General features: G+C 25.1%; 20 protein-coding genes. 15 read left to right on the forward strand and 5 right to left on the reverse strand.

Annotated features, from left to right (window positions below; all coding sequences use genetic code 11):
* Positions 1-55: 55 nt before the first annotated feature.
* The 3 genes from BGI42_RS07545 to BGI42_RS07555 all read left to right on the forward strand — a co-directional run bounded on the left by BGI42_RS07545 (position 56) and on the right by BGI42_RS07555 (position 3,145).
* Entirely contained in the window at positions 56-769 is a 714-nt protein-coding gene (locus tag BGI42_RS07545; RefSeq protein ID WP_069679736.1) for a response regulator transcription factor, read from the forward strand.
* Between the two features lies 1 nt (position 770).
* On the forward strand, positions 771-2,177 hold the full coding sequence (locus BGI42_RS07550; RefSeq protein WP_069679737.1) for a sensor histidine kinase: 1,407 nt from the start codon (positions 771-773) through the stop codon (positions 2,175-2,177).
* A 149-nt stretch (positions 2,178-2,326) separates the two neighbouring features.
* The gene (locus tag BGI42_RS07555) at positions 2,327-3,145 is read left to right on the forward strand and encodes a TraX family protein (RefSeq protein WP_069679738.1); all 819 of its coding nucleotides are present in this window, start codon (positions 2,327-2,329) and stop codon (positions 3,143-3,145) included.
* Between the two features lie 95 nt (positions 3,146-3,240).
* Here the strand turns inward: BGI42_RS07555 and feoB are convergent, their stop codons facing one another.
* Together feoB and BGI42_RS07565 are read right to left on the reverse strand one after the other, a co-directional pair.
* On the reverse strand, positions 3,241-5,391 hold the full coding sequence (gene feoB, locus BGI42_RS07560) for a ferrous iron transport protein B (RefSeq protein WP_069679739.1): 2,151 nt from the start codon (positions 5,389-5,391) through the stop codon (positions 3,241-3,243).
* A 67-nt stretch (positions 5,392-5,458) separates the two neighbouring features.
* Positions 5,459-5,710: a FeoA family protein gene (locus BGI42_RS07565; RefSeq protein WP_069679740.1), complete on the reverse strand. Its 252-nt coding sequence runs from the start codon at positions 5,708-5,710 to the stop codon at positions 5,459-5,461.
* A gap of 138 nt (positions 5,711-5,848) precedes the next feature.
* Between BGI42_RS07565 and BGI42_RS07570 the strand changes: the two genes are divergently transcribed.
* The 4 genes from BGI42_RS07570 (at position 5,849) to BGI42_RS07585 (ending at position 9,773) form a co-directional block, all read left to right on the forward strand.
* Positions 5,849-6,328 (forward strand): metal-dependent transcriptional regulator, encoded by a 480-nt coding sequence (locus BGI42_RS07570; protein WP_069679741.1) that lies wholly within the window; start codon positions 5,849-5,851, stop codon positions 6,326-6,328.
* Positions 6,329-6,617: 289 nt separating this feature from the next.
* Positions 6,618-7,016 (forward strand): zinc ribbon domain-containing protein, encoded by a 399-nt coding sequence (locus tag BGI42_RS07575; protein WP_069679742.1) that lies wholly within the window; start codon positions 6,618-6,620, stop codon positions 7,014-7,016.
* 77 nt (positions 7,017-7,093) lie between these two features.
* Entirely contained in the window at positions 7,094-7,411 is a 318-nt protein-coding gene (locus BGI42_RS07580; protein WP_069679743.1) for a DUF5661 family protein, read from the forward strand.
* Positions 7,412-7,742: 331 nt separating this feature from the next.
* Positions 7,743-9,773 carry a thioredoxin domain-containing protein gene (locus BGI42_RS07585; RefSeq protein ID WP_069679744.1) on the forward strand — a complete coding sequence of 677 codons (2,031 nt, stop codon included), beginning with the start codon at positions 7,743-7,745 and terminating at the stop codon, positions 9,771-9,773.
* Positions 9,774-9,938: 165 nt separating this feature from the next.
* On the opposite strand, the gene BGI42_RS07590 is transcribed toward BGI42_RS07585, so the two are convergent.
* Positions 9,939-11,645, reverse strand: a complete 1,707-nt coding sequence (locus BGI42_RS07590) for a S8 family peptidase (protein WP_069679745.1) — start codon at positions 11,643-11,645, stop codon at positions 9,939-9,941.
* Entirely contained in the window at positions 11,629-13,455 is a 1,827-nt protein-coding gene (locus BGI42_RS07595; RefSeq protein ID WP_069679746.1) for a S8 family peptidase, read from the reverse strand. The genes BGI42_RS07590 and BGI42_RS07595 overlap by 17 nt, the downstream gene beginning before the upstream one ends.
* A 449-nt stretch (positions 13,456-13,904) precedes the next feature.
* On the opposite strand from BGI42_RS07595, the gene BGI42_RS07600 reads away from it, so the two are divergent.
* Positions 13,905-15,551 (forward strand): family 14 glycosylhydrolase, encoded by a 1,647-nt coding sequence (locus BGI42_RS07600; RefSeq protein WP_069679747.1) that lies wholly within the window; start codon positions 13,905-13,907, stop codon positions 15,549-15,551.
* A 321-nt stretch (positions 15,552-15,872) separates the two neighbouring features.
* Here BGI42_RS07600 and BGI42_RS07605 read toward each other — a convergent pair whose 3' ends face one another.
* Positions 15,873-16,529 carry a DUF5105 domain-containing protein gene (locus BGI42_RS07605; RefSeq protein WP_069679748.1) on the reverse strand — a complete coding sequence of 219 codons (657 nt, stop codon included), beginning with the start codon at positions 16,527-16,529 and terminating at the stop codon, positions 15,873-15,875.
* 271 nt (positions 16,530-16,800) lie between these two features.
* On the opposite strand from BGI42_RS07605, the gene BGI42_RS07610 reads away from it, so the two are divergent.
* From BGI42_RS07610 to BGI42_RS07640, 7 genes are all read left to right on the forward strand, one after another.
* Complete coding sequence (locus BGI42_RS07610; RefSeq protein ID WP_069679749.1) at positions 16,801-18,309, forward strand: DUF1846 domain-containing protein; 1,509 nt, start codon at positions 16,801-16,803, stop codon at positions 18,307-18,309.
* A gap of 516 nt (positions 18,310-18,825) precedes the next feature.
* On the forward strand, positions 18,826-19,440 hold the full coding sequence (locus BGI42_RS07615; protein ID WP_069679750.1) for a DUF488 domain-containing protein: 615 nt from the start codon (positions 18,826-18,828) through the stop codon (positions 19,438-19,440).
* Between the two features lie 136 nt (positions 19,441-19,576).
* Complete coding sequence (locus BGI42_RS07620; protein ID WP_069679751.1) at positions 19,577-20,365, forward strand: PHP-associated domain-containing protein; 789 nt, start codon at positions 19,577-19,579, stop codon at positions 20,363-20,365.
* A gap of 100 nt (positions 20,366-20,465) precedes the next feature.
* Positions 20,466-20,957, forward strand: coding sequence for a L,D-transpeptidase (locus BGI42_RS07625; protein ID WP_069679752.1), 492 nt, complete (start codon positions 20,466-20,468; stop codon positions 20,955-20,957).
* Between the two features lie 155 nt (positions 20,958-21,112).
* Positions 21,113-21,715, forward strand: a complete 603-nt coding sequence (locus tag BGI42_RS07630) for an NUDIX hydrolase (protein ID WP_069679753.1) — start codon at positions 21,113-21,115, stop codon at positions 21,713-21,715.
* 205 nt (positions 21,716-21,920) lie between these two features.
* Positions 21,921-22,124, forward strand: coding sequence for a heavy-metal-associated domain-containing protein (locus BGI42_RS07635; protein ID WP_069679754.1), 204 nt, complete (start codon positions 21,921-21,923; stop codon positions 22,122-22,124).
* Between the two features lie 511 nt (positions 22,125-22,635).
* Positions 22,636-24,534 (forward strand): sigma-54-dependent Fis family transcriptional regulator, encoded by a 1,899-nt coding sequence (locus tag BGI42_RS07640; RefSeq protein ID WP_069679755.1) that lies wholly within the window; start codon positions 22,636-22,638, stop codon positions 24,532-24,534.
* Positions 24,535-24,859: the final 325 nt, after the last annotated feature.

Consider the following 24,859-nt stretch of genomic DNA (forward strand, 5'->3'; position numbering starts at 1 on the left):
AAATTAAATTATGAAAATTTTGTCGAAGGATAAAAATGAAAGAGAGGCCTATATTGTGAATAATAAGATATTAATAGTAGATGATGAAATTGAAATTTTAAAGTTATTAGAAACTGTATTAAAAAAAGAAGGCTTTAGTAATATATATACAGCTAAGACCTTAAAAGAAGGATTGGCAGAATTTAAAAGAACAATGCCTGATTTAGTTATACTAGATATTATGTTACCTGATGGTGATGGATATGAAATGTGCAAAAATATAAGAAACACATCTAATGTTCCAATATTATTTTTATCAGCAAAAACAGAAGAATTAGATAAGATATTAGGATTTGCTATTGGTGGAGATGATTATATAACAAAACCATTTAGTCCTAAAGAAGTTGCTTTTAGGGTTAAAGCTCATTTAAGAAGGGTTAATTACATTAATGAAAATTCAAATAAATCAAATAATGAAGAAAGAATAATAAAGTTTGGTCCATATGTTTTAAATGAAAGTAGAGCTGAACTTATGAAAAATGGTAAAATCATAGAATTAACAGCTAAAGAACTTAAAATTTTATCTTTACTAGCTCATAATCAAAATCAAATAATAAGCAAAGAAAAATTATGGGATAAAGTATGGGGAGAAGATTACTTTGGGTTTGATAATACAATAATGGTTCATATAAGAAAATTAAGAGAAAAGATAGAGGATGATTCATCTAATCCTAAATATATTATTACAGTTAGAGGACTTGGGTATAAATTATCTGTAAAGGAAGAGTAGAATGAAAACCAAATGGAAGATAACCGGAAATTTTGTAGCTACTATAGTTATGGTCGTTATACTAGTAGTAATAATAAATATTTTAACTATATTGGGTGTATATACATTTAAAATGACTTCACAAAAAAGTACTATAACATTAAAAGATAGTCCTGAAACATTTGTAAGAAGTTTTGAAAACTATATGTATGATAATGATGGAGTTTTGGCTTTATCAAAAGAAGGTAATGAACTTTTAGAAAAATCTGGAGCTTGGATACAAGTTTTAAATGATTATGGAGAAGAAGTAGGTAATATAAATATGCCTAATGGAGTTCCTAAAAAATATACTCCTTTTGACATGGTGAATAATTACAAATATGAAGAAAGACCATATGTAAATTTTATGTTAGAAAAAACTTTGAGTTCTGGTCATGTTAATATAATTTTTGCACTACCAACTGATAAAGTTGATAGAATAACTGTAAATTTTTCTATGTATACAGTATTAGATCAAATAAAAATAATTATAATTGTAACTCTTATTATAGATGCAATTATAGCTTTAATATTTGGTTATTTGTTTAGCAGAAAGTTAACTAAACCCATGTCAAAACTAATAAATAATATAGATATATTATCCAATGGAAATTATACATTATGTACAGAAGAAAAAGGAATATATAAAGATGTTTTTCAAAATATAAATGAACTTTCCAGTGTGTTAAGAGAAAATGAAATTCAAAGAAAAGAATTGGATTCCATGAGAGAAGAATGGCTTGCTAATATAACACATGACATAAAAACCCCCTTAGCATCTATTCAAGGATATGCTGAAATTATTAGTGATAAAGACTATGAATTTTCAAAAGAAGAAATTCAAGATTATACAGAAATTATATATAGTAAATCTAAATATATAAAAGAATTAGTAGATGAGCTTAATTTATCAACTAGATTGAAAAATAATGCTTTAACTTTAAATAAACAAAATATTAATTTAGTATCATTACTTAGAAATATAGTAATTGATATACTAAATGATAGTCGATATGAAAATAGAAATATAGAATTTAATAGCAATATAGATATTATTGAAAAAGAAGTAGATGTAATGCTATTAAAAAGAGCTTTAACTAATTTAATTTTCAATGCAGTGGTTCATAATAAAGAAGATGTTTCAATAAATGTAGAGATTAAAAAAGTAGATAAGATAACAATATCTATAAAAGATAATGGAAATGGAATAAGTACAGAAGACTTAAAACATATTTTTGATAGATATTATAGAGGGACTAATACTGGAGAATCTCACAAAGGCTCAGGCCTTGGAATGGCGATATCAAAAGAAATAATAAATAATCATGATGGAGAAATCAAAGTTAATAGCAAATTAGGAAATGGAACTGAAATTATAATAACTTTGTAAGCACCGAGGATACTAATAATAAGATTATGTAATTAAAACTAAAATTTATTACAAATTTCTTAGATAGTAGTAAACAACAATTAACCTATTTTAAATTGATTAAAATAAAAAGAATTGATTAAAATAAAAAAAGATTGGGAGAATTATTTATGGAAAATATGAAAAAAGGTTTTGATGGATTCACTATCAAAATATTAGCACTTATATTAATGACATTTGATCATATAGGAGAATTTATGCCTCCTTCAATGAATATACCAGTATGGTTTCACTGGTTAGGTAGAATAGTAGCACCACTGTTTATATTTATGGTAGTGGAAGGTTTCTATCATACAAGTAACAGAAAAAAATATATTGGAAGACTTTATATGTGGTCTGTTATTATGGCTGTGGGAAATAGTGTTATTCAAAGAATTATGCCACATCCAAATGAAATTACTATAATTAATAATATATTTGGAACTATGTTTTTAATTACAATTTTCCTTCAAGGAATAGAGTTTATAAAAAGATATAAATCTGAAAAAAATTCAAAATTTATAATTTATGGTTTAGGTTTAATTTTAGTACCATTACTAATAGGAATAATAGTTTTATGTACTTTTGCTTCTTTACCAATGATTTTAATACAAATAATTATTTATGTATTTCCTACGATTATCACAGTAGAAGGTGGAATAGGATGGATTATTTTAGGCATAATATTATATCTATGTAGAAATAGAAAAGTATCTTTGAGTATTTCATATATAGTATTTACTATATTTATATTCATATCTGGTGCTCATGGAGATTACAGTTTAAGTAATAGTTTCTTAAGTAATTATCAATGGATTATGATAGGTGCATTACCATTTATGCTATTATACAACGGTGAAAAGGGTAAAGGTATGAAGTATCTATTCTATGTATATTATCCAGTACATGTTTATTTACTTTATGTATTAGGAATTTTATTAATAAAGTAGATTTAAAAAATTAATTAAATAAAAAAGCCTGTTCATAATAAAGTATTAGTTATTATGGACAGGCTTTTTGTATAAATCTTATTTTGGAAAATAATTTAACCAATTCCTAGTATTCGAACTATTGATGTGAAAATAAAACAAATAGTAATTCCAGTAATTGTAGGGATTAAAAAGGAAATTAATGTCCATTTTAAACTTTGAGTTTCTTTCTTTATTGTTAAACAAGTTGTACTACAAGGCCAATGCATTAAAGAAAAAAGCATTACACAAACAGCTGTAAGCCAAGTCCATCCATTTTCAGTAAGCAAGCTATGAAGTTTAGCTATACTGTTTAATTCAAGCATACTTCCTGATGACATATAACTCATAATTATTATAGGAATTACAATCTCATTTGCAGGAAATCCTAAGATAAATGCCATAAGTATATATCCATCTAATCCTATAAGTTGAGCAAATGGATCTAGGAAATTAGCACAATGGGCTAATAAACTAAGCCCATTCATATTCAAATTTGCCATTAGCCATATAACTAATCCGGCAGGGGCTGCAACCATAATAGCTCTTCCAAGAACAAATAGAGTTCTATCAAAAATTGATCTAACTATTATTTTGCCAACTTGGGGTTTACGATAAGGTGGTAGCTCTAAAGTAAATGTAGAAGGAATTCCTTTTAAAATAGTTTTTGATAATATTTTAGAAATTATAAAAGTCATGAAGACTCCTAAAAGTATTACACCAGTTAATATAAGAGTAGATGCTATTGATTGAAATGGTCCTATAAACATGCCAGTAAAAAACATTGTTATTATAGCAATTAGAGTAGGGAAACGTCCATTACATGGAACAAAATTATTTGTAATAATGGCAATTAATCTCTCTCTTGGAGAATCTATTATTCTACAACCAATTATCCCAGCTGCATTACAACCAAAGCCCATGCACATTGTGAGAGCTTGTTTTCCACAAGCACATGATTTTTTAAAGAAATTATCTAAATTATAAGCAATTCTAGGTAAATATCCCAAATCTTCAAGTAAAGTGAATAGTGGGAAGAATATTGCCATAGGAGGTAACATTACAGAAATAACCCACGCTAAAGTTTTATATATACCTTGAATTAATACACCTTCAAGCCATAGAGGCGCTCCTAATGAAAAAAGAAAATCTGAAAGTTTATCTTGAATCCAAAATAATCCATTAGCAAGCATTTCTGATGGAACATTAGCTCCTGTTATAGTTATCCAAAATACAACGGCTAAGAGTAATATCATAATAGGAATACCAAATTTTTTAGAAGTTAAAACTTTATCTATTTTTCTATCAAAATCATTATATTTTTCAAGACTAAATGCTACTACATCCTTACTTGTTCTTTCTGCAATAGTAACTAAAGTTGTTACCATTTCATCTCTAAGCATATTTTCATCTAATCCATTAATTTTTAAGTATTTTCTAGCTTTATCAAGAGCGTTAGAAATATTAATATTACCTAATAAATTAAATTTAAGATATTTATCTATTGAAGAAAGTAATTTTATATCACCTTCTAATAATTTTAATGCTAACCATCTAGTATTAACTTTATCTTTTAAATTATCAGGAAGTTCTTTTTCAACAATAGAAATAGACTCTTCTATAAGCGAATTATAATTTATATTTATTGTTTTAATATTTTCATCATTAAATGATATTTTATAAATTTCCTCTTTTAGTTTTTCTAACCCATCACCGATATTAGCGCTTGTACCAACTACAGGTACTCCAAGTAAATAAGAAAGTTTTTTTAAGTTTATAACTATACCTTTTCTTTTAGCTTCATCCATCAAATTAACACATACTATTACATTTTTTGTTATTTCAAGTGTTTGTAATACAAGATTTAAATTTCTTTCAAGGCATGTAGCATCAACAATAACTACAGTAGCATCAGGATTTCCAAAACATATAAAATCTCTAGCAACTTCTTCTTCTACTGAATTGGCCATAAGAGAATATGTGCCAGGAATATCAACTAAGGTGAATGTTTTTTTATTATAAGTATATTTCCCTGTAGCATTGGTTACAGTTTTTCCTGGCCAATTACCTGTATGTTGATTTAATCCAGTTAAATTATTAAAAACTGTACTTTTCCCAACATTAGGATTACCCGCAAGAGCTATTACTTTATCATCTTTAGAAGTTCTAACAATATTTAAATCTTTATCTAAAGCATTAGTACCAGTAGATTGATTTGTTAAGCCCATAAAAAACTCCTTTATATATTAATAAAAAACTATATTTATAAAATTAATAAATTAGCATATATAAACTTTAAATTGTTTCAACTAAGATTTTAGAGGCATCTTCAGATCTTATAGCTATTACAGCACCTCTTATCAAATAAGCAATGGGATCTCCAGATGGACTTTGTCCTAAAGATTCAATTTCTGTACCATTTATTAATCCAAGATCTAAGAACCTTCTTCTAATTATTCCATCTACATTTAATTTATTAACTCGACATTTGTTTCCAAGTGGTAGTTTATTAAGCGAAATTAAATTATTTAAAGAATTATTATTCATAATTTGTATCTCTCCTTTTATAATACATTATGTCTTTAGCTTAGAGAAAAAAACTTTCTCTAAGCTAACATATGAGAAATAATTAGAAAGTGATACACATAAATTTAAAATATATAAATAAATATTGGTGGTGATAAAATGAAGAAAGATTTCCATACAGTAAGAGGATATGAAAACATAAATTCAACAAGAAAATTACTTACACCAGCTATGGAAGATTATTTAGAAATGGTTTATAGATGTAGTATAGAAGATAAAATTGTTAGATTAAATAAAATAGCACAAATGTTAAATGTAAGAGATTCATCAGCATCAAAAATGATGAAAAAGTTAGGAAATTTAGCACTAATAAATTATGAAAAATATGGAGTCATTGAGTTGACAGAAAATGGAGTAAATCTAGGGAAATATCTTTTATATAGACATACTGTAATAGAAGAATTTTTAAAGCATCTAGGGGGGCAAGATGAAGTCCTTATAGAAACTGAACTAATAGAACATGTTATAAGTAGTGAGACTGTTGAAAACATAAATATGCTTAATATGTTTTTTAAAAATAATCCTGATATATTAAAAAAATATAATAAATTTAAAAAAGATAATAAAAAAATTACATAGATACTCTTTACTATAATTTATAATATAACTTATAGTAAAGATATATTAAATTTGTTATACATTAATTTCTATTTTTGATATTATATAAATGGAGTTATTTATATAATGATTAAGGAAAGATAATAATTAAATTTAATAAGTTATCTATTAATAGCACAGTGTCTAACATTAATATTATTATATATTATTTAAATGAAAATGAAGTAATGTACTATTCAATTAATATTATAAGATAAATACAAAAGTTTATATGAATTTATTTATAATGAAACAAAAGGTTGTGATAAACATGTTTTTTATAGGTGTATTTGGCATAGAAAATAAAGATAAAGAAATAAAAAATTTAGAAAACATAATTTGTGAAAAATGTAATGAAAATGTCACTGCAAAATTAATTAAGAATTTTGATTTCTTTCATTTTTTCTTTATTCCTATTTTAAAATGGAATGAAAGTTACTATTTAATATGCAATAAATGTAATACTATTTATGAAATTTCAAATGAAAAAGGTAAAGCTATTGAGAAAAATGAGGATGTCTCAATAAGTTATTGGGATTTACAAAAAAGTAGAAATCAATATTCTATAAATAATTATGCAATAAATAAATGTCCTTATTGTGATGAAAAGTTAGAAAATAATTTTAATTATTGTCCTCATTGTGGAAAGGAAATAAATATATATAAATGATTAATTTAAGATAACTGTAACATTATAAAATTAATTTAATAATATGATATTGTAAGCAATTAGAAATTGATATTATTATGAAACATATTAATTGGATTTTATTAAAATTAAGAAGTAAAAATGATAAGATATCATTCACTATTGATGAAGCAAAACAAATAGCAGAGGAATTAAATATCGATTTTTCAAAAGAAAAATTTAATTTAGACGAATTTCTAATGGGATTAAATGTTGAATTAGAACATGGTACAAGATTTCCAAATGCCAATGTTACAAATAATGATCCTATTTTAACTGGTAAAATTGCATTAGCTCATTTGTTAGAGTTTCCTGATTATTACACAAGACTTAAAAAACTTGAAGAAGAAGCTAAAAATTATTGGAATGAAACTTAATAATTAAGTATATTAGCTAATAAATAATTATTAAGTACAATTTTTAGAATATAAAAGAGTAAAAAAAGAACCTATAAAATAGATTATAATTGAAAATCTATTTTATAGGTTCTTTTCTATGAATTATTTTATAATTTTAAAATATGAGATTATTTAACTAAGAACAGTATTATTATGTACACTTAAATGTTTATTGATACAAAAATGTTAAATTCAGATTATTTAATTTTAATGTAGTTATTATAAATCTTTTTTGATACATAACTGTATATAATTTTTTTTAGTGAGATATACTAGAACTAAATTTAGTTATAAAGTAAGGTGGAATATTATGTTTTCAAAGAAAAAACCCAATCACTTAATTAATGAAAAATCACCATATCTTCTCCAACATGCATATAATCCTATTAATTGGTATTCATGGTGCGATGAAGCATTTGAAAAAGCTAAGAAAGAAGATAAACCAATATTCTTAAGCATTGGTTATAGTACTTGTCATTGGTGTCATGTAATGGAACATGAATCTTTTGAAGATGATGAAGTTGCTAAAATTATGAATGAAAATGTTATAGCTATAAAAGTTGATAGGGAAGAGCGTCCAGATATAGATAGTATTTATATGACAGTGTGTCAAGCGCTTAATGGGCAAGGTGGATGGCCTTTAACAATTCTAATGACACCAGATCAAAAACCATTTTATGCAGGAACGTATTTTCCTAAAAATTCACGATACAACATGATAGGGATTATGGATATTTTATATTCAGTGTCAGTTCAATGGAAAAATAACAAAGACAAAATAATATCAGCTAGTGAAAATATATTGTCTGAAATAACCCCTTTCTTTATAGTTAAAGGAAATGACTCAAAAGTAAGTATTAATAATTTAGATAATGGATTTAAACAGCTTTTAAACTCTTTTGATGAACAATATGGTGGCTTTGGATCAGCACCTAAATTTCCAACACCACATAAACTAATGTTTTTATTAAGATATTATAAATTAAATAATAATAAAGATGCTTTGTATATGGTAGAGAAAACATTAGATTGTATGTATAGGGGTGGAATTTTTGACCATGTCGGTTATGGATTTTCAAGATATTCAACTGATTCTAAATGGCTTGTTCCTCATTTTGAAAAAATGCTTTATGATAATGCATTACTTATAATTACTTATTTAGAAGCATATAACGTTACCAATAAAGAATTATACAAGAATATAGCTATAAAGTCTTTAGAATATATAGCTAGAGAATTAACAAGTAAAGACGGTAGTTTTTTTTCAGCACAAGATGCTGATAGTGAAGGTGAAGAAGGAAAGTATTATACATTTAAATCAAAAGAAGTTATTGAGATTTTAGGTGAAGATGATGGCAAATATTTTAATGAATATTATAATATAACACCTAATGGCAATTTTGAGGGGAAAAACATTTTAAATTTAATTAAAAACAATTATTTTACTGAAGAAAATCATAGAATAAATAACTTAAGGAAAAAAATACTACAATATAGAGAAAATAGAACTAAATTACATAAAGATGATAAAATATTAACGTCTTGGAATGGTCTTATGTTAGCGGCTCTTGGAAAGGCATATAAGATTATTGGAGATAAAAAATATCTAGAGTCTGCTAAAAAAGCTATAGATTTTATTTTTAATAATATGATAGATGGTAATGGCAGATTATTTGCAAGATATAGAGATAGTGAAATATTACATAAAGGATATTTAGATGATTATGCATTCTTAATATTTGGACTTATAGAGATTTATGAAAGTAGTTTTGAAAGCACATATTTAGAAAAAGCTATAAAATTAACTAAAGATATGATTAATTTATTTTGGGATGAAAAAGATAATGGATTTTTTATTTATGGTAAGGATGGAGAAAAGTTAATAGCACAGCCTAAAGAATTATTTGATGGTGCAATGCCATCAGGAAATTCCGTTGCCTCTTATGACTTAATAAAACTTTCTAAGATTACAGGTGATTTAGAATTTGAAGAGATAGGAGAGAAGCAACTTAATTTTATAACAGGTTCTGTAAATAATCAAGAAATAAATCATAGCTTTTATCTAATATCAGCTTATCTAGCATTAACACCATCTAAAGAATTAATATGTATCTTAAAAGATAAAAATGAATTATATGATTTAATAAAATATTTAAAATCTATTAATAGATTTAATTTAAATATTTTAGTTAAAGTAGAAGATAACAAGAAGAAAATAGAAGAAATATTACCATTAATTAAAAAGTACTCTTTGATTAATGATAACTCTACATATTATTTATGTGAAAATAATTCTTGTAAATCGCCTGTTAATAACTTAAAAGATCTTAATTTAAAATGATAGTTTATACTTATTGAGAAATATTGTTTAAGTATATTTAAAATCAATAAATCTTACAATAATTAAAATAGTTTAATATTGGGAGATTTATTGATTTTAATATAAGAAGTTTGACTTTTAATTAAGGACTAATTATTCTGTGATAACTTAAAATTTTTTATATTATTAAGTCATATTTTGAAACATGGTTACTATGTTTAAAATTCCATATCCCCATTGAGGATTAGGATAAATATCACCTATTCTTTTAGTAGTTCCTCTTGCAAGAAAGGATTTCATACTTTGAGAATACATATAAGGATAATTTCCAAGAACAATTCCCCATTCAAATAACATAGCACAGGCACCAGCTAATACAGCAGCAGCTACACTTGTTCCATTAACAATTGCAGTTTTATTATTTGGAGCTACAGTTAAGGCGTTAACTCCTCCAGCAGCAACATCTATTTTATTTTCATAATTGCTTGTGAATGCCATTCCTGAATAATTTACTATATTGTTATTGTTTTGATTATAGGCAGCAGCAGTAATTAAATATTCAGAATTTCCAGGATTAGTAATTGTCCCATAAGGATCTGACCAAGAAAAATGAGTACTTCCATGTTTTATACCTTCTTGTGGTATCCAAGCATTAATTGTAGCATATAAAATAGAATTACCTGTTAATCTAAGTTTCCATATGCCTTGCTGTATATTATAAAATCTAATACGTATTAATTCATCACCGGTAAATTCTTCTGGTAAATAATAATTAACTCTTATTGAGGTTTTTTCAAATATAAAGGTATAAAATTCAACAGAATTAATTAATGGAGTCATTATACCAGTATTCTCGCCAGAAGGAGAAATTACATCTAAAGATACCACATTTGGAGAATCTACCCAAATTTCAACCCACAAATCGGTCTCTTCAGGAGATACATCTATTTCGATTGATCTTATTTGATTATTATTAGTCATTATTCTAGAAGCATGACTCATTTTATTTCTTTCATTTCCAGTTCCTGTAACAATTGCAATTCCATTATTTGATGAAATTGTTTCTAAATATTTTTCTAAAATGTCATTTCCAGTATGACTACCTAAGTTACTTCCAAGTGGTAAATATATAACTATTGGTTTAAAAGCATTTAAATAATATCTGTATAAATACTCCATTGCGGAAAAAATAGCTGTTATATTAAATACAGGTACTTTTACATTAAATTGTTCTTTAAACGAATAATCTTCTAATAACTTTACAACTACAAAGTTACATTCTGGAACTACACCTCTTAGATTAGGATTTTTACCAGTACCTCCAATTATCCCAGCCATATTTGTACCATGTCCAATTTCATCTTTTGTAGGTACTATTTCATAAGGAGAATTACCATTATTATAAGCTTGTATAGCTTCATTTATTTTATCTTTTGAATAAACACTTCCAAAAGGTACATCATCATTATCACTATTAATTGTTTGATCCCAAATATATTCAATTCTTGTATTTCCATTTTCATCCATAAACTCTTCACACAAATAATCAATTCCAGTATCTATAATGCCAATATTAACCCCTTTTCCTTTTAAATTTAAAGGCGAACCTAACTGTAAAAAATTAGCTCTAGAAGCTTCTACTGGTGAAATTTCTTGAAGTGTATACATTTCAGCTGGCTTTACATATACGATAGAAGAAAATTTAAGTAATATTTCAGTTGGTTCTACATCTTTGGGTACAGAAATTATTGCATATTTATCATTAATTAATAATACAAAATAATTAGGTTCCTTTGATACTTCTTCTGCTATATCGCCTTGATATTGTATAACGTAATTATCAAAATTTACATCTCTAAGAATAGTTTTAGGTATATTAAAATTTCTTTTCATAAAAGTCCTCCATCAGCTCTTTTGGAATTCTTATAAATAAGTTATTTATATAGTATTCAATAAAATTATTAAATTTATTTCTAGACATTGTATACGATCTACTTATAAAATCAAATATCCCTAGTAAGTCAAAGGAACCATATCCAATTTCTTCATTTGGAAAAACAAAAGCTTTACTTCTAGAAGCTCCATGCATAAAATAACTTCTAAGTTTTTTTGAATACATAGTAATATCATTTTCATTTACAATTGCCCATTCAAATAAAAGTGCACAAGCACCAGTTATTATTGCTGTAGCAGCAGAGCTTCCAGATAATAAAGAAGTACCACCACCAACTTGGGTTGTTAATATATTTATTCCTATAGTAGCAATATCAGGATTTATTGCATTGTTTGTATTAAATCCTTTTCCAGAAGAAGCAACTAAAGTGTTATTACTGCCATAGTATGCTACAGTAACAGTATTAAAAGCTGTACTTGGTATTGTTAATGTATTAAGAGGACTTGGTTCAAGAAATATTGTATTTTCTGGTAAAGTTATTTTAGGAGGAAGCCAAATATCAAATCTTCCATCAGTAATATATTCTCCTAGCAAACTAAATTTCCATATACCAGATTTTATATTATTAAAAGTTACGTCTATAAGTTCATGTCCTGTATAATATTCAGGGGTATAATATCTAACAGTCATACTAGTATCCACAAAAACAAAATCAATTACTTGTATTTTATCTATTTTAGATTGAATTAACTTTGATGATTCACCAGTTGGAGAAATAACAGTTAAAGAAGCTCTATTCGGTTTCTTTATCCATATTTTAAATGAAAAATATTTAAGTTCTTTAGGAATTTTCAATTCAACTGTTTTTACATCATTTACATTTTTAATATAACCAACTACATGACCTTGAGAATCGCCCTCGTTTCCTACACCTGTTATTAAAGCTATTCCTCTAATACTTGCAATAGATGATACATATCTAGAAATTAAATTCATACCATCATGACTACCTTCAGTACTTCCAACCCCTAGATATATGACAGTAGGTTTTCTAGACTTTATAGCGAATTGTTTTATATATTCTATAGCAGATAAAACTTCTGATAAATTATAAACAGGAACAGGTTTAATTCTATTATCTACCAACATTTTTTTGTAATTTGTCGATTCAAATAACTTGACCACAATAAACTCACAATTATTAGCTATACCTTTAAATTCAGGATTATAACCTCTAGCTCCAATTATTGCAGCTGCTTTTGTGCCATGGCCAACTTCATCTTTAGATGGAACAATTTTATAAGGATCTTCTTTATTTCTATAAGCAGTAATAGCTTTGTTTATTTGCTCATTGGAATAAGTTTCACCTATGTATATTGAATTATCTGTATTAGAACTTTCTTTAATACTTTGATCCCATATATTAATTATTCTTGAAGTATCATCTTCTCTAATAAATTCTTCATTTAAATAATCAATACCAGTATCAACTATTCCAACTAATACGTTTTTACCTGTTAAATTTAAATAAGGGTTGATTTTAATAGTATTTATATTATCAACAGAACTTGGAGAAATATCTTGTAATACAAACATAGTTCTAAAATCAACAAATATAATTTCTGGTACATCATTTAAAAGTCTAGATAAGTCAGAAGAACGTACAGCTATAATTCCTAAAGTAGAATTAATTATATCCCCACAAGCATAAGATATTTTATCTATTTTTTCTTTAAAATTACCTTTATATTCAATTATGTAGTTTTCAAAACCTGGATCAAAGTAAAAATCACAACTTCTATTCTTCATACTTAACTCCTAAAAATTACTTAATATTAGTATATTTTAATAATATATAGTTAATGAGTATTGTTTATTAAAATATGAATATATATTAATAAAATAATTATTTTTTTAATTACACTTGAATTTAATCTTATTTTTATGTATTATTTAAATATGAAAACATTTCCACAAATGTATTAACTAATAATATAAGTATTTTATTGTATTTATATATTTTTTTAGCAATTAAAGCAAACGTTTGCATTGCTTTTTTAAAAAAGTAATAACCAATGCAAAATAAATGAATTTTTTATCATAAATATAATATAATTATAATAAAATTTTAATTATATAGCATACAAAAACAGTAAACTAATTGTGATTTAGTAGCAAATACAAGTTATATCAATAGATAAGAAATGAAAGGAGAAATTTATATAAATTATAAAACAAAACTAGAAAGGGGAACAAAAATGAACTATTTAAGTAAAAAATTAAAAAAATCATTAGTAATTATTTTAACATTTGTAATATCGTTTTCGTGGTTTCTATCTTACGATACATGCGCAAATGCATCATCTATTAATGGGGATTATAAAGTTTATGTAATGGCTCCGTTAGAAAAAATAACAGATTGGAATAAATTTAAAAATGAATTAATAACTTTAAAAGAAAAAGGTGTACATGCTCTTACTACAGATGTATGGTGGGGTGATGTTGAAGATAAAAGTGATAACGATTTCTCTTGGAATTATTATAAGAAATATGCAAATGTTGTACGTGAATCAGGTTTAAAATGGGTTCCTATCATATCTACTCATCAATGTGGTCAAAATGTAAATGATACAACTTCTATACCACTACCAAAATGGTTGTGGTCAAAGGATACTACTGATAATATGCAAATTAAAGATGAACTAGGACATTGGGATAAAGAAACACTTAGTCCTTGGTGGTCTGGAATTGAAAAACAATATGATGAACTTTATGCTTCATTTGCATCAAATTTTAGTAATTATAGTGATATAATAGATAAAATTTATCTTTCAGGTGGACCATCTGGTGAATTAAGATTTCCTTCATATAATTTAGCATTTAAATGGGATTATCCAGAACGTGGATATTTACAATGTTATAGTAAATCAGCTATATCAGATTTTCAAAATGAAATAAAGAATAAATATACAACTATTTCTGCAGTTAATCAGGCTTGGAATACCAATTTAACAAGTTTTAAAGAAATAACTCCACCTACAGATGGTGATAATTTCTTTACAAATGGTTATAAATTAACTTACGGAAAAGATTTTTTAAACTGGTACCAAGGAGTTCTTGAAAAACATTTAGATAAAATAGCTTCAATTGCACATAAAAATTTTGATCCAGTTTTTAATGTTAGAATAGGTGCAAAAGTATCAGGAGTACATTGGTTAATTAATAGTCCAAGTATGCCACATTCAGCAGAATATTGTGCAGGATATTATAATTATGATGATTTACTTGATGAATTTAAGAAATCAAATATAGATTTAACTTTTACATGCCTTGAAATGAATGATAAAGATGCATATAAAAATCCAATGTATTCAGCACCAAAAAGTCTTGTTATCAATGTTGCAAATTTATCTAATGATAAAGGCATAAGAATATTTGGAGAAAATGCACTACCAATTTCTAATAATAATAGGGCTTATGAAAATATTAATGAAATGTTATATAATTATAATTTTTCTGGGTTTACACTTTTAAGATTTGGACAATTATTTAATGAAAATGGTACTCCAAAACCAGAATTAGATTCTTTTGCTAATTATATTATTAAAAAACCTGTTAAAGTAACATTTAAAATAGATAATCTTAATTTAAAGGAAGGTGAAAATTTATATTTAACAGGTAATTCATGGGAAATGGCTAATTGGACTACTGGATTATATCCATCAAAATTTAATTATAAAGATAGAAAGGCTACAGTAACTGTAAATCTTGCCGAAGATCATACTTATGAATTTAAGGCCATAAAAAAAGATAAAGATGGAAAAGTAACTTGGGAAAGTGGAAATAATCATTCTTATACAGTTCAATCAAGTGGAGGAATATGTAATTTTAGTTTCAACAACTAAAACATATTTTAAATAATTTAGGCTATTGTATTTATACAATAGCCTAAATTATTTATCCTTAAATTTTCTTATTATTAAAGAAGGCAGTAATAAGGAGAAATTTAAGTTATATTAAAAATATTAGTAAGTTCTGAAGTAGTTAATAAAAAAATTATTTAAATATAAATAGTAAATATAATGAAGTGCAAGATTTAATATTGAATTATCTTAATAACTTATTCTTTAAATACATTTATGTTATGAAAATATAAATATATTCAAAGAATAGGCTGCTACAAAAATGTAACAGCCTAAATTTATCTACTTACTTATATATAATTATTATTTAGTTACCATAGTTGCTATTTGATTTCCAAAAGTAACTGGATTATCAGGAACCCATGCATCGCTACCTTTATCATCGTGTATCTTTTTAAATGCAAATGTATTTTCTACAGTATCTGATGATGCTTCAGCTCCATTACATTTTTCTATTAGTTTTTGTATATAAAGTTCACCCAATTTAGCTAATGCAACTTTTCTATCTGTAATATTCATTTTTTGAACTTCTGCTAATGCTTCTTTAGCAGCATTTTCATCAAGTTGTGTTGTATTAACATGAGTTGTTTTTATTTTAACAACTGCAGTTTTTTTATCACTTGATACTGTTTCTACAGTACAAGTTGCTTTTTTTTGTGCATTTATTTGAGCATTATAAATACTATTTATTTGATCATCTGTAAATGATAAACTAGCTGCATTTAAATTATTTTTAATTGCATCTTTAATTGTTTTTTCATATTGTGTTTTTAAAGTAGAAGCTTCTTCATCTTTAATTCCCAAAGTTTTCAAAGTATCTGATTCTCCATAAATAACCATTTCATAAAATGCTTTAGCGAAATCTTCTGGTGGTGCAACTTTTTTACCACATCCTGTTATCATAGTTACAAGCATTAAAGTAGATAAAATTACTGTAATTAGCTTTTTAAAATTTTTCATTATTAATCCCCCTATTTAGTTAAATAATTTGCAAAAAATTAACATATACATAATTTGCAACATATTAATTATCGTAACATTATTACATAACTTTACCTTAATAAATAAAAAATTTCAATTAATACTATATTTTAGGCATATTATCCTTAAAATATATTTGTATATCCAATAAAATAAAAAATTATTATTAAAATTAAATTTACAAGAATTTTATTTTGTGTGATAATGTAATAATGAATTTTTAGTAATGAAAAGTAAGTGAGGTAAAAACATGAAAACAGGATTTGATCACCAAAAATATTTAGAAGAACAATCAAAATATATTTTAGAAAGAGTTGATAGTTACGATAAGTTATATTTAGAATTTGGTGGTAAGCTTTTTAATGATAGACATGCTATGAGAGTACTTCCAGGATTTGATGAGAATGCAAAAATTAAATTATTACATAAATTAAAAGAAAAAGTTGAAGTAGTAATATGTGTTTATGCTGGAGATATAGAAAGAAATAAAATAAGAGGTGATTTTGGAATTACATATGATATTGATGTTTTAAGACTTATTGATGATCTGAGAGCTTATAAATTAGAAGTTAATAGTGTAGTTATTACAAGATATAATGGTCAACCAGCTACTACAGTATTTATAAACAAGCTTGAAAGAAGAGGAATAAAAGTATATAAACATAAATCAACAAAGGGATACCCAACTGATGTTGATACAATAGTTAGTGAAGAAGGTTATGGACAAAATCCATATATAGAAACTACAAAACCAATAGTAGTTGTAACGGCTCCAGGTCCTGGAAGTGGAAAACTTGCCACTTGTCTTAGTCAATTATATCATGAATCAAAAAGAGGAAATATAGCTGGATATTCTAAATTTGAAACATTCCCTGTATGGAATGTTCCATTAAAACATCCATTAAACATTGCATATGAAGCTGCAACGGTTGATTTAAAGGATGTCAATTTGATCGATTCATTTCATATGGATGCATATAATAAGGTTACTGTAAATTACAATAGAGATATTGAAAGTTTTCCAGTGTTAAAAAGAATAATAGAAAAAATCACCAGAAAAGAATCTATCTATAAATCACCAACTGACATGGGAGTTAATAGAGTTGGATTTGGAATAATTGATGATGATGCAGTTAAAGAAGCTTCAAAACAAGAAATAATAAGAAGATACTTTAAAACTGGCTGTGATTATAAAAAAGGCTATGCTGATAAAGAAACTTTTGAAAGATCTAAGTTAATAATGGAAGAAGTAGATTTAAAAGAAACCGATAGGAAAGTGGTTCTGCCAGCTAGAGAAAAATCTGGAAAATTAAAAAAGGCTACTGATGAAAATGAAATTTGTCCAGTGGTAGCAGTAGAATTAAATGATGGAACAATATTAACAGGGAAAAGCTCTGATTTAATGGATGGAGCAGCTGCTGTAACAATTAATGCAATAAAATATTTAGCTAATATTGCAGATGACATATATTTAATTTCACCTGTTATACTTGAACCAATAATGAATTTAAAATCTAAAATATTTAATGAAAAAAATATATCATTAAGTTGTGAAGAAGTTCTTGTTGCTTTAAGTATTTCAGCAGCAACAAATCCAATAGCACAAGTTGCAATGGAAAAATTACCTTTATTAAAAGGATGTCAAGCTCACTCAACAACTATATTATCACGATCCGATGAAAAAACTTTTGGAGAATTAGGAATAGACGTAACATGTGATCCTAATTATCCATCAGCAAGCTTATATTATAATAACTAAAATTTTTTATAGGTTTAAATTATTAATAACATAAAGAGATTATAATAGATTTTTAGTCTATTATAATCTTTTTTTATTAAGCTGTGTTTTAGGAGAGGACTGATATATACATAAGCAACGCTGGACTAAGTAATTGAACTTAGGAATGCTAAATCAGGATAGTTCCATTTTAGCTTATTTCCAATATAAAATTGTAACAAGCAGTAAATGTGACAATACTCATTAAAGATTCTCAAAGTATAATTACAATCCCACTTTACTTTTTAAATGTATCAACACACATTTAAAACACAGCTTTTAATTAAAGTAAATTTTACTAAATTAATATAAAGATAATATATAGAATTTTTAGGATAAAATATTTTATTATATAGTAAAATATAATTATAGTTAAACAATATGTAAAGTACTATTTTAGGTAATGTTAAGAAAAATACGTTTAATTATTTACTAAATTTTTTAAAAGTAAAAATTATATAGATTAGTATAAAGTAAAAATATTAAGGAGGATATAACTTGGAAATATACACAATAGGACATTCTAATTATTCTATAGAAAGGTTAATAGATATGTTAAAACATTATAATATTGATACTGTTGTAGATATACGAGGTACCCCATATTCCAAATATAATATTCAATTTAATAAAGAGATGTTTAGAAAAACTTTAATACAAGCAGGGTTTATATATATTTATATGGCAGAAGAATTTTCTGCAAAACGTGGAATTAAAATATCATATAATGGAGAAGGATATGCAGATTTTGAAAAAGTAATAAATGAATCCTCCTTTTTAAAAGGTATAGATAGATTAAAAAATGGAATAGCCAAAGGCTATAAAATAGTATTACTTGGAGCTATGCAGGATCCTATAAGATGCCATAGAAGTATACTTGTTGGAAGAGCATTAAGAAATAATAATCTTAATGTTAAACATATATTAGATGATTATTCTATAGCAACTCAGGAGGATATTGAAAAAAATCTTTTAGATAAATATTTTAGTAATAGAAATCAATTAACAATAGATAATTTGCTAGGAAACCAACCAAGTGAAGATGAACTTATAGAAGATGCTTATAGACTTGCTAATAAAGATATAGGTTTTAGGGTTGAAGGAATAAAATAATAATTAATATAAAATTTTTATATTAGTTTTACACTTTAAGAAAACGTGGTGTACAATAATTGATTAAATACATATTTATATAATATAAATACCTATTTACAATAGCTTTATTTAATTGAATTTAAGGAGAAAGATTATGAATATAGATTTTCATGTACATGGTATTCTTAGTAAAAAACTTAAGTTTGATTCTGAATTGTTTTTACAAGGAGTAGAGTATGCTAAGGAAAATGGTTTAGATGGATTTGTTTTATGTGAGCATTTTAATGCTATAGATTTGCTATCTTCATACTCATATTTGGAAGAAAATTATGAATATGTTGGAGATAGATATATAGTTGACGGATTTTCTGTTTTTATTGGAATGGAAGTAGATATAAGATATGGAGGACATGTTATAGTTTGTGGTAATAGAGAAGATATACTAAAAATCAGAAATTATCTGGAACCATATACATCAAAATCTAATTTTATTCCTTTTGGAAAATTATTAGATTTAGGAGAAAAATACAATTGTTTGATGATTGGTAGTCATCCCTATAGAGAAAAGCATAAGTTATATTTACAACCTAAAAAATATTTAGAACGATTAGATGCATTAGATTTAAATACAAAAGATATTTATAAAAGAGGACTTTCTATTGTAGAAGAAGAAGTTGCAACTTTAGCAGAAAATTTAAATATACCATATGTAACAGGAAGTGATAGTCATTATCCAGTTCAACTTGGAACTGTAAAAACCTGTTTTGAAAATGAATGTTATACAATAAATGATTTAAAAGAAAATATTAAATCTAAAAAATATGTAATAGAAATTTCTAAAGCATTAAAATTGAAAGTCTATACTTCTAAGATAACTAAAAATTATATAAAGAAACAAATTAAATTATCAAAAAACAATTATAAAAATTTAAAAAGTAATTAAATTAAAGATAGACTATTTTAATCACTTAATCATTAACCTTTATACATTTCTTTTAATATTTCATATGATATCTTAAGAACAATTCTAAGGAAAGAAAGTAATGAATGTTTTTTTTAGTAAACTATTTAGAGGGGATAGCTTAAATTTTATCAATGGGACAAAAGCAAATTATGAAACTGTTATAACTGATTATGTTAATTCTCATAACTATTCAAGCAAAACTAAATATTTTATATGGGTTGATTTAAAAAATTTTAAAGTAAATATATTTCATGGTAGTAAAAATAATTGGAAAATAATTCATAGTTATTTATGTACTATTGGGAAAAAAGAAACCCCAACTCCAAAAGGGACTTTTACAATTGGAGTAAAAGGATTATATTTTGGAACTAATAAAGGGTATAAATGTTGGTATTATACACAATTTAAAGGAAATTATTTATTTCATTCTATAATATATAACTTAGATGGATCAATTAGAGATGGAAGATTAGGAAAAGAACTATCTGATGGATGCATTAGACTTACCAAATTAAATGCAAAATGGATTTGGGATAATGTGCCTGAATCTACGAAAGTAGTAATAAGTTAATTTAAATGTTATTATTAATCTAAAAATATGTTATATAAAGGCATAGATAATATAATTTATGCTTTTATATAATTTATTTTTAGATTTAACATAATTTCTAGCATATCTGATATATAATATTGTTATAAAAGATTCTTATTAAAATGGAGAAGTATATGAATATAAATGAAATAAAAGAAAAAATTGAACATACAATCCCTTATATAAATGGATGGAATAAAGATAAAAGAGCTTCAATAATAATACCTTTAGTAAATATAAATGATGATATCTGTATTTTATTTGAAGTTAGATCTAAAAAATTAAATGCTCAGCCAGGAGATATATGCTTTCCAGGTGGAAGAATAGATAAAGATGAAACGCCTAAACAAGCTGGAATTAGAGAGTTCTATGAAGAACTAGGAATTAAAGATGTAAATATAATAAATGAATTAGATCTTACTATAAGACATGATGGAATGATTATTCATTCGTTTGTAGGAATAGTAAATAATATAGATGAACTACTAATAAATGAAAGTGAAGTAGATCATATATTTTATGTTCCTCTTCAATATTTACTTTCTCATGCTCCATTAGAATCTGTGGGAAAATTAACTGTTAATAGAGCCTCTGATTTTCCATATAATTTGATATTTAATGGAAAGAATTATAAATTTAAAGAAGGTAAATATGTTTCTCTTTTTTATAGATATAAAAAGTATGTAATATGGGGAATTACAGCTAATATATTAAAAAACTTTTTAGATAAATTGTAGTCATTATACATAAAATCAATAGAATTATATAACTTGAGATCTATACAATTATCCATAATATTTATTGAGGAGGTATTAGGTAATATTACTTTAATTAGAATTTTAGTTTTAGAAATATAATTTATATTTTATGCACATACTAATACTATAAATATTGTTTAGTATTTATATAATTATAAAATATTTTTAAATAAGGAGAATTATTATGGAAAAAGAACATTATACTATTCAAGGATTATCAAATTCTAATATGAAAACACAAGTAAAAAATGCACTTGAAAAAATAGAAGGTGTAAATCAAGTATGTATAGACATGGCAAGGGAAACTGTTGAAGTTATGTATAATAATCCAGCAACATCATCAAAAATTAAGAGTTGCATTGAAGGTACAGGACATAATATTGAATAATATATTAGAATAGTAAGATTATTGAAGATTACTTATAAATAAAATAAATTTTTAGTAATTATCTCTTGTAATCTATTACAATAAGACGTATAATTAAATTAAGATAAGATATCATTTATCTTAGTGTGCTGACACTTAAATCCGGCAGAGGAGTATATCAAAAATAGATATACAGTTGGTGACGGGCAACGGAAAAATCCCGGAAGCAATGTACGATATTTAAAGGCGTACTCAGTTGGCGGACAACTTAAAAATCAGTACTAAGAAGAGAGCAAGCATTTTAAATGTTTGCTCTTTTTGTAGTGTAAATATTTAGAAAATTGTATCGTAATAATTAAGTTAAGATTAATTATTACAGATATTTTTTAGTGATGATAAGTTAAATAATCTACTAACAGTTAATAATGTGAATTATTGGATGAAATATTGTCGTTGAGTTATAATATATTATATAATTTAAAATTTATAAAAATAAATAACGTAGAGTCAATATTAATGGAGGTAATATTAAATGCTTGAAGAAAATACATACCAAGAAATATTAAATAGATCATATGAAAGATGTATTAAATATGGTGTGGAAAAAAATATTCACTATCCTTCAAGAATTCTTAAAAAGAAAGAACTTAATATATTGATGAGAAAAAATTTTCAATTAATAAATATAGCTAAACCATTTATGGAGATACTTTATGATTTTTTAAGAGGATCAGGATTTTCACTATATCTTACTGATGAAGATGGAGTTGTTCTTACTATTATAGGTGATGAAGATATAATAAGAGATCAGATTAAAGTTGGAATTATAGAAGGAACAGATATGAGTGAGAAAAGTGCTGGTACTAATGGAATAGGAACTGCCCTTTATGAAGATTGTTCAGTTCAAATCTTAGGAGAAGAACATTTTATAAAAATTTTTCATATTTGGACATGCTCCTCTGCTGTTATTCATAATGAAGGAAAAGATATAATTGGATGTTTAAATTTAACTGGAAGACGTCAACTAGCACACGCTCATACTTTAGGTCTTGTAGTGGCAGCTGTAAAATCAATTGAAAATCATTTGAAGTTTGAGAGAACTCAAAAAGAATTATTTAAAGCACATCAATATCTAAATAGAGTTATGAATTCGTTAAATTTGGGTATTTTTGCTGTAGATATAGAAGGTATAGTGAAAGCTATAAATAATAGTGCATGTGATATGTTAAATATAAAAGAAAATGATGTTATAAATAAGAATGTAAATTCAGTTTTATCTAATTGGGAAGAAATATTTGACCATCTAAAAAATGGAAGGACATATGAAGATATAGAAATTGTATATTCAAATAAAAAGAAAAGATTTAATTTAAATGTATATCCAATAAAAGATAAAGAAAAAAACATAAATGGTATGGTGTGTATATTTAAAGATATAAAAAATGTATATAATTTAGTTAATAAATATACAGGAAGAACGGCCCAATATACATTTACAGATATAATTGGTAAAAGTGAACAAATCATAAAATTAAAAAAACAAGCTCAAAGTATATCAAATAGTCCTTCTACGGTACTAATTCAAGGGGAAAGTGGAACAGGAAAAGAACTTATAGCTCAATCTATTCATAATAATAGCGATAGAAGAAACTATAGTTTTGTTGCAATAAATTGTGGAGCAATACCTAAAAGTTTAATTGAAAGTGAATTATTTGGATATGAAGAAGGAGCGTTTACTGGTGCTAAAAGAGGTGGATGTGCAGGAAAATTTGAACTTGCAAATAAAGGAACATTATTTTTAGATGAAATAGGAGAAATGCCATTAGATATGCAAATAAACCTTTTACGAGTATTACAAGAAGGCTGTATTACTAGAATAGGTGGAAACAAATGTATTAATGTAAATGTTAGAATTATTGCTGCAACGAATAAGAACCTAAAAAATGAGGTGGAAAAAGGAACTTTTAGAGAGGATTTATACTATAGATTAAGTGTAATTCCAATATATGTCCCACCATTAAGAGAACGAACTGGTGATATAGAAATTCTTATAGAGCATTTTTTGAAAATAAAGTCTCTTAAATTAGGAAAGTCTATTCCTAATTTAAATAAAAATTTATATAAAAAGCTTTTGAATTATGATTGGCCAGGAAACATTAGAGAATTAGAAAATTGTATTGAGAACATTGTAAATATGGATGGAGATACTTATTTTAGTTTTGAAAATAAAAAAACAGTTAAAGAAAAGAAGAATCACTCAAATATAGAATTGCAGTATAATATGTGTTCATTAAAAGAATTGGAAGAAAAAGCTATAAACATTTGCTTAAATAATTACAATGGAAATATATCTAAATCTTGCAAGGTTCTTGGAATAAATAGAAGTACTCTATATGCGAAAATTAAAAAATATAATATTAAATTTAGATAAAATAGTATGCTAATTTTTTAAATTTTTATGTATATTTTATATACTGTATGAAAAAGCAACAGTGTTGTAAAATACAACAATATATGTATAAAATTATGTTGTATTTTACAACACTTTTTTATTTAAAATTAAAAAATTATAATATAGATTTAAATTATTTTTATTGAAATAATAAGATAATATGTAGATTTATAAAGAAAATTTCAACAGATTAAATTTAAATAGTAAAATTGGCATAACAATTGCTAAAACATATTATGGTAAAGTTTAAAATAAAACTTAAAAATATGTTTATTATTTCTAAAATATTTTTAAACATTTTAGA

Source organism: Clostridium taeniosporum (genome assembly GCF_001735765.2).
Lineage (GTDB): Bacteria > Bacillota > Clostridia > Clostridiales > Clostridiaceae > Clostridium > Clostridium taeniosporum.

Excerpts from the sequence above, each read along its gene's own strand:
- BGI42_RS07550 (WP_069679737.1), top strand. The coding sequence starts at position 771 with ATGAAAACCAAATGGAAGATAACCGGAAATTTTGTAGCTACTATAGTT.
- BGI42_RS07580 (WP_069679743.1), top strand. The coding sequence starts at position 7,094 with ATGAAACATATTAATTGGATTTTATTAAAATTAAGAAGTAAAAATGAT.
- BGI42_RS07575 (WP_069679742.1), top strand. The coding sequence starts at position 6,618 with ATGTTTTTTATAGGTGTATTTGGCATAGAAAATAAAGATAAAGAAATA.
- BGI42_RS07600 (WP_069679747.1), top strand. The coding sequence starts at position 13,905 with ATGAACTATTTAAGTAAAAAATTAAAAAAATCATTAGTAATTATTTTA.
- BGI42_RS07595 (WP_069679746.1), bottom strand. The coding sequence starts at position 13,455 with ATGAAGAATAGAAGTTGTGATTTTTACTTTGATCCAGGTTTTGAAAAC.
- feoB (WP_069679739.1), bottom strand. The coding sequence starts at position 5,391 with ATGGGCTTAACAAATCAATCTACTGGTACTAATGCTTTAGATAAAGAT.
- BGI42_RS07640 (WP_069679755.1), top strand. The coding sequence starts at position 22,636 with ATGCTTGAAGAAAATACATACCAAGAAATATTAAATAGATCATATGAA.
- BGI42_RS07585 (WP_069679744.1), top strand. The coding sequence starts at position 7,743 with ATGTTTTCAAAGAAAAAACCCAATCACTTAATTAATGAAAAATCACCA.
- BGI42_RS07625 (WP_069679752.1), top strand. The coding sequence starts at position 20,466 with ATGAATGTTTTTTTTAGTAAACTATTTAGAGGGGATAGCTTAAATTTT.
- BGI42_RS07630 (WP_069679753.1), top strand. The coding sequence starts at position 21,113 with ATGAATATAAATGAAATAAAAGAAAAAATTGAACATACAATCCCTTAT.
- BGI42_RS07605 (WP_069679748.1), bottom strand. The coding sequence starts at position 16,529 with ATGAAAAATTTTAAAAAGCTAATTACAGTAATTTTATCTACTTTAATG.
- BGI42_RS07635 (WP_069679754.1), top strand. The coding sequence starts at position 21,921 with ATGGAAAAAGAACATTATACTATTCAAGGATTATCAAATTCTAATATG.
- BGI42_RS07555 (WP_069679738.1), top strand. The coding sequence starts at position 2,327 with ATGGAAAATATGAAAAAAGGTTTTGATGGATTCACTATCAAAATATTA.
- BGI42_RS07620 (WP_069679751.1), top strand. The coding sequence starts at position 19,577 with ATGAATATAGATTTTCATGTACATGGTATTCTTAGTAAAAAACTTAAG.
- BGI42_RS07570 (WP_069679741.1), top strand. The coding sequence starts at position 5,849 with ATGAAGAAAGATTTCCATACAGTAAGAGGATATGAAAACATAAATTCA.
- BGI42_RS07565 (WP_069679740.1), bottom strand. The coding sequence starts at position 5,710 with ATGAATAATAATTCTTTAAATAATTTAATTTCGCTTAATAAACTACCA.
- BGI42_RS07610 (WP_069679749.1), top strand. The coding sequence starts at position 16,801 with ATGAAAACAGGATTTGATCACCAAAAATATTTAGAAGAACAATCAAAA.
- BGI42_RS07590 (WP_069679745.1), bottom strand. The coding sequence starts at position 11,645 with ATGAAAAGAAATTTTAATATACCTAAAACTATTCTTAGAGATGTAAAT.